Source organism: Aeromonas sp. HMWF015 (assembly GCF_963878965.1).
In the GTDB taxonomy this organism is placed as follows: Bacteria; Pseudomonadota; Gammaproteobacteria; order Enterobacterales; family Aeromonadaceae; genus Aeromonas; species Aeromonas veronii.
Genome location: NZ_CAWNZT010000237.1, coordinates 1 through 6,007 on the forward strand (window position 1 = coordinate 1; position 6,007 = coordinate 6,007).

General features: G+C 41.7%; 7 protein-coding genes and 1 pseudogene. All 8 read right to left on the reverse strand.

Going from position 1 to position 6,007, the window contains the following annotated elements:
* The coding region (locus AACS18_RS12775; RefSeq protein WP_219927969.1) for a hypothetical protein at positions 1-319 on the reverse strand (319 nt) is incomplete at its 3' end.
* A gap of 1 nt (position 320) precedes the next feature.
* Entirely contained in the window at positions 321-1,466 is a 1,146-nt protein-coding gene (locus AACS18_RS12780) for a glycosyltransferase (protein ID WP_146184761.1), read from the reverse strand.
* Between the two features lie 263 nt (positions 1,467-1,729).
* A complete protein-coding gene (locus AACS18_RS12785; RefSeq protein ID WP_108612443.1) occupies positions 1,730-2,980 on the reverse strand; it encodes an O-antigen translocase in 1,251 nt (416 codons plus the stop codon).
* Positions 2,977-4,083 (reverse strand): DegT/DnrJ/EryC1/StrS family aminotransferase, encoded by a 1,107-nt coding sequence (locus AACS18_RS12790; RefSeq protein WP_258228708.1) that lies wholly within the window; start codon positions 4,081-4,083, stop codon positions 2,977-2,979. The genes AACS18_RS12785 and AACS18_RS12790 overlap by 4 nt, the downstream gene beginning before the upstream one ends.
* Position 4,084: 1 nt before the next feature.
* Positions 4,085-4,546 (reverse strand): acyltransferase, encoded by a 462-nt coding sequence (locus tag AACS18_RS12795; protein WP_108612444.1) that lies wholly within the window; start codon positions 4,544-4,546, stop codon positions 4,085-4,087.
* Positions 4,524-4,946 carry a sugar 3,4-ketoisomerase gene (locus tag AACS18_RS12800; RefSeq protein WP_108612445.1) on the reverse strand — a complete coding sequence of 141 codons (423 nt, stop codon included), beginning with the start codon at positions 4,944-4,946 and terminating at the stop codon, positions 4,524-4,526. Before AACS18_RS12800 ends, AACS18_RS12795 begins: the two co-directional genes overlap by 23 nt.
* Before the next feature lie 11 nt (positions 4,947-4,957).
* A complete protein-coding gene (gene rfbA, locus AACS18_RS12805; RefSeq protein ID WP_108612446.1) occupies positions 4,958-5,824 on the reverse strand; it encodes a glucose-1-phosphate thymidylyltransferase RfbA in 867 nt (288 codons plus the stop codon).
* Positions 5,824-6,007: pseudogene (locus AACS18_RS12810) on the reverse strand (dTDP-glucose 4,6-dehydratase); the annotation flags it as partial. The pseudogene AACS18_RS12810 and the gene rfbA, both read right to left, overlap by 1 nt.

The following is a 6,007-nucleotide window of genomic DNA, read 5'->3' on the forward strand; positions in this document are numbered from 1 at the left end:
ATAGAAAGTTTGACCGTGAATAAAGACCGAGTAAAAAAATCATCGGAGTCCAGATAGCAAGACAGATAAATATAAAGTCTCTAAAATCCCCCCCAAAGAAACTAACTACCCACATTATAAGTGGGGTTATGACTTCAACACCATAAGGAAAAGGGTATTGGTGGATTTCATTAAAATTGTACATGTATTCAATGGTATCTCCATGAAAATCGCTATTCATAGAAAAATAACCACAAAAAGAGATATAAACTATTACATTTATTATGGCTAATAGTAAAGAAACATATTCCTGCCTGTATTCTATACTTTCTCTTTTCATATTATTTTAATGACCACACTTCTAGATATTTATTGGCTATTAAAGAAGGTTCATGATTTTCTATTATAAACTTCAACGCATTTATTTTTATATCATACATTAATTTAGGGTCATTTATCAGTCTTTCAAGGCTATCGTATATAGCATCACTACTGGGAACCGCATTTATACCTATATCAGGGTATATATCCCTATCCTCAAAACCAGAAAAAACAACGCAGCCATAAGCCATCCCAAGAAGTGCATTCACCCCTCTATCATAGCTGTTAGTTTGGTCAAGAAATATATCTGAGCAATTCAACTTGGATATGTACTCATTATAAGGGACTGATGTGACCACCTGGTAATCGACATTCTCATTTTTCTGAGCAAGATATTTTTCTACTGCATCATCAAAAATATAGTTACCCTTTTTCAACTCTCTGCCTAATTGCCAACCATGAAATATCCTGATTACTCGATACTTACTATCTTGAGAACTCTCCAATTGAATCAATTTTTCTTTAGCTTGAGTTATCAATGATTCAGATAATGGAATCCTTATGATACCTGTGCATTTTTCACTATTTTCGTACGCTTTTTTGTAATCAAGAAGCCCAGGTATTATTCTCTCTGATAATCTTTCAGCTGTTTTTTGGAGGGTTTTAAAAAAAAGACCATATTTATATCTTAATGAATAAGAATATTTAATTGCCGTTTTCAGTGTTAATCCGTTGAACGGGGAGTATTTAAACCCTCCAGTTAAGCATGTATCAACCCAACGAGCATCATCACCTAATGCACATAAAAATAATGATCCGTTACTCTTTGATAGTTTTTTTATAAAAAGGATGTTAGCAATCGAACCAAAAGCCTCGAGAGCTACAGGATTTATTATTTGAACTACATCATATCCTTTTAAGCTATTTATCTTTTTAAGGTTTAAAAGATAGCATATAAACCCCTTTACTCCTAAGTATTCAAGTATTAATTCACATAACAGTCCAAGCTTTCCAGAAATATGCTTTCTTTTAATGGTTATATCTCTAGGGAAATTTTTATATGAATCTCCATCAGATACTGTAAATACAATATGCCCTTGTAATCTCAACGCATCTGCTAAATTAGAATGAACTCCTGAATACTCACCAATCAATAATATTTTCATTAGTTTTTCTCGGCATCTTTATAAACAAACTGCGCACAGTCATAACCAACTAATATTATTTAACTCATAATTTTAAATAACAGCATGCCTATAAAAATCAATAGTTTAAATTATAGGGGCACCAATAAGGAAATCATAAAATATGAAATGGATGTATTTTATAATGGCGCACAGCCACCAATAAAAATTACTTTAGCAACTATTATTATGGACATATAATTAACAAACTACGTTAAATAACATTATGTAAAATTCCGTTTGGACTAACGGGCAATTTTCTTTACATTTAAGAAGATAATTAAAAAGTATATGGAATAGCTAATAAAGTAAGCTGACGTCACACCTTTTATTCCTGCGTAGCTAACAAATATGTGTGACAAAACAACGAAGGATGTAGAAAATGCGATTTCAGTTCCAATAAACCACTTAGTAGCACCACGGGATAACATTGGGTAGGCATACAACCAACTGGCAATTTTGACCACATCACCACAAAGTTGAACGGCAAAGAGATCGCGTGCAGCATTAAACTCCTTGGTAAATAGAAGCCAAATAGCAACGTCACGCAACAGATAGACGCTTAACGCTAAAATGGCAACAATAGGCAACACAATTCGAGCTGTTTTATGTATTTCACCCACAATAGCATCAACGCCAGCCAATGATGAAAGGCGTGGTAAATAATAAGTTCCCAACGCTATGGTGATCACACCAAGGTAAACTTCTGATATTTTCCATACGGCCTGCCACTGGCCAGCTGCTTCCCAACCAACTTGGTCTATCAGAATATTTCTGACTAAGACTAGAGATGTCGGAACCGTCAATGCAGTGGTGATAGCCATCAACATATAGCTACCGATCGCCTTTCTAGCTTGTTTATCGGTCGCCCCCCACCAATAACGTACTTTACACCAGGGTTGCCGGAAGTTTGCTGTCAACATTATCACGCCAATTAAAGCGGCCTGTACTGAAGTCGCTAACAGGGCACCTTTGATATTTGCCTGAACGATCATGGTCAACATAACTGCGCCAGAAATCAAGACTGATAACATCCCAAGGCTGACATAACGACGATACTGTTGCTGACCATTGATCACGGAATTACATAATGTACCTACCGCTGAAAATGGCAGTACTGCCACCGTAATCATTATAATCCAGGCAAGGGCTTTATCTTGAAATAGCCAAGCTGCGATACGATCCGCTAACAATAGTCCAATAGGTATTGTGATTGCCGAAATGATCAGAACCCATTGTAAGGAGGCTCGCCACCAAGAAGCACACGCCTCAAAACCTTCACTTTGTTTTTCTGCCGTATAGCGAACAATACCGCTGCCAACTGGCGCATTGATAATACCATTGAGGCTAGTCACCATATTCTGAACTTGGCCTAACATTGCCATGCCGGTGGGGCCGGTATAAACAGCCACCACCTTGGCAATCACAAAACCCATCGCCATTCTGAGCAACGTTAGCAGACCCGTCATGGCAGTCACTTTTAGCAAACGCTTCATATCTTAAAGCCGTTTACCGCATCAATCACCTTTGCCACTGCCTCATCACTCATAGTCGGATCCATAGGAATCGATAGCACCTGTTGGTGAATTTGTTCGGTTAGCGGCAATTCACAATCCCAGAACTGCGGATAAGCCTGTTGCTGATGTGGGGGAATAGGATAGTGGATCAGGGTTTGAATCCCTTGTCCGGTCAACCACAACTGCAATTGTTCACGTACCTCAGTGTGCACCACAAATAGATGCCAGACATGAGTACATTCAGCTTCAACTCGGGGCAATGTAACCAGCGGATTGTTGATTCCAGCGCGGTAAAGCCGAGCAATTTCTTGACGACGCGAAGTTTCCTTCTCCAGATAAGGTAATTTAACTCGCATCATCGCGGCCTGGATCTCATCCAAACGGCTATTTATTCCTTGATAGAGGTTTTCATATTTTTTGTGAGATCCATAATTGCGTAGAGCCTTCAGTGTCTTGGCCAGTTCATCATTATTTGTAGTGACTGCACCAGCATCGCCAAGTGCCCCCAGGTTTTTTCCTGGATAGAAGCTAAAACCAGCAGCATCCCCCCAATTACCGGCACGCTTGCCATTAATTTGTGCCCCGTGAGCTTGGGCACAATCTTCAAGCACCAACAGGTCAAGCTCTTTGGCAATAGCCATCAGCTCAGGCATGGGAGAAAGCCGGCCATAGAGGTGTACCGGCAAAATGGCTTTGGTATTAGGAGTGATGGCTGCGCGAACCAACTCGGGGTCGAGATTATAAGTTTCCACATTCGGCTCAACCAGCACGGGCACCAGATCGTTTTCGGTAATAGCGAGTACCGAGGCAATATAGGTATTAGCCTGCACAATCACCTCATCACCGGCCTTGAGCTTGCCAAGTTCTTTCCATGCTCGTAGCACCAAAATAAGGGCATCCAAGCCATTAGCTACACCGATGGCATGTTTGGTTCCACAGTAAGAGGAAAATTCATCTTCAAATTGAGTCAGCTCATCACCCATAATATACCAACCAGAGTCGATAACACGAGCGCAGGCGTCTTTGAGTTCTTGCTGATATTGGTTATTGATGGCTTTTAAATCGAGGAAGTTAATCATCATGTTACAACTCTATACATTTAATAATTTTGGCCGGATTACCCACCACGACAGCGTAAGCAGGCACATCTTTCGTCACGACGCACCCAGCACCCACCATGGCATGTTTGCCAATGGTAATACCAGGCAATAAGGTAGCATTAGCGCCAATAGAGGCATGGTCTTCAATAGTGATACGAGCAAACGCTTCAGGATACACTTTGGAACGCGGCATTTTATCATTGGTAAAGGTGGCACAAGGGCCAATGAATACGTTATTACCAATGGTGGTGCCATCCCAAATATAGACGCCCGATTTGACGGTGACGTTATCCCCTAGCACTACATCATTTTCAATCAAGGTATGGGCACAAATATTACAATTACGGCCAATGGTGGCCTCTTTCAGGACAACGGCGAACTGCCAAATCCGTGTGCCTTCACCTATATTGTTGCTTTGTACATCACTGAGCGGATGAATGAACATGGGTATTAGCCGCCTCAATAAATTGTGTATAGTCACGGATATAGTCTGACTCATCATAAAGCTGATCAGCCAATACCATCAGCACACAGTCCTCAGAAAAGTCGTACATCTCGTGCCACTGCATGGCATCAATTAGCAAGCCTTTGTCTGGCGTTGCCAAGATCACGTCTTTTTTATCTTTGCCATCATCCATTACAAAGCGGCAAGATCCTTTTAAACAAATCGCGACTTGTTTAAGCACCTTGTGGGCATGAAAGCCTCGAGCCACACCTTGGGATGTACCATAAATATAATAAACTCGCTTAATATCAAATGGGATGTGGCGATTTGATTCTAGCACAACTAACACACCACGCTCATCACCTAGCACAGGAAAATCGATTAGATTAATCAGGCTCATTGCAATCTCTATTATTTATTTAATAAATCAAACAAATATTGGCCATAGCTATTCTTGGCCATTTTATTTGCTGCATCGCTAAGTTGGTTATCTGTTAGCCACTTATTGCGCCAAGCGATCTCTTCTAAGCAGGCGATTTTATAGCCTTGGCGTTTTTCTATGGTTTCTACAAACGAAGCGGCATCGTGCAGGCTTTCATAAGTGCCGGTATCGAGCCAAGCGAAACCACGGCCCAGCAATTCGACATTTAGTTCACCAGCGTTGAGATACATCTCATTTAATGTGGTGATTTCCAGTTCGCCCCGATGTGAGGGTTGCACCTGCTTGGCCAGTTCCACGACCTTGTTGTCGTAGAAATAGAGACCCGTCACAGCGTATTGAGATTTGGGTTGGGCGGGCTTCTCCTCAATTGATACCGCCTTCATGTCCGCATCAAATTCCACCACGCCAAAGCGTTCAGGGTCTTTCACCTGATAGCCAAATACAGTGGCACCTATTGAGCGCTGCGCCGCACGTTTTAAAATGGGCGAAAAGCCTTGGCCCCAGAAAATATTGTCGCCCAAGGCCAAACAGACACTGGAATCACCGACAAACTGCTCACCAATCAAAAATGCCTGTGCCAACCCATCGGGGCTTGCTTGCACTGCATATTCCAGCGTGATGCCAAACTGGCTGCCATCACCCAACAAACGCTGAAATGACACTTGATCGTCTGGGGTAGTAATAATCAAAATTTCACGAATACCCGCCAGCATTAATACCGAAATCGGGTAATAAATCATAGGCTTATCGTAAATAGGCAGTAACTGCTTGGAAACACCCATGGTAATCGGATAAAGACGAGTGCCCGAGCCGCCAGCCAGAATAATGCCTTTCATTACATTTCTTCTCCATACTGCTGCTCAATCCAGGACTGGTAGGCACCGCTCTTGACGTTGTTGACCCACTGCTGGTTATCCAGATACCACTGCACGGTTTTGCGAATACCGGATTCAAAGGTCTCTTGCGGTTGCCAATCCAGCTCTGCGCTCATCTTACTGGCATCGATAGCATAACGGCGA